The organism is Faecalibacterium sp. DFI.5.82 (assembly GCF_029076575.1).
In the GTDB taxonomy this organism is placed as follows: domain Bacteria; phylum Bacillota; class Clostridia; order Oscillospirales; family Ruminococcaceae; genus Faecalibacterium; species Faecalibacterium duncaniae.
In genome coordinates, this window is record NZ_JARFIS010000424.1 from 1 (window position 1) to 315 (window position 315).

The following is a 315-nucleotide window of genomic DNA, read 5'->3' on the forward strand; positions in this document are numbered from 1 at the left end:
TGTAGGCCACGAACATTGCCAGCAGCACAATGCCGATGGGGCCGCTGAAGTAGCCGGTGGTGTAGGCCACGCCCGCATACAGGGCCGCTGCCACAAAGAAGAACAGCACCGGCACCCGCAGGCTCTTGGGGTCCACCTTGCCCGGGCGGACCGCAACGGTGATGGCCGCGATCTGGGCCGCGTTGCAGATGACCGAGCCAATGGCGTTGCCATAGGCGATCTCGCCGTGGCCGGTCATGGCCGAGGTGGTGGAGACCATGACCTCAGGCAGGGTGGTGCCGATGGACACCACCTTGGCACCGATGAGCAGCTCCG

General features: G+C 65.7%; 1 pseudogene. It reads right to left on the reverse strand.

Features of this window, described 5'->3' with window-relative positions:
- A pseudogene (locus P0G09_RS17270) lies at positions 1 to 315 on the reverse strand (sodium:calcium antiporter); the annotation flags it as partial.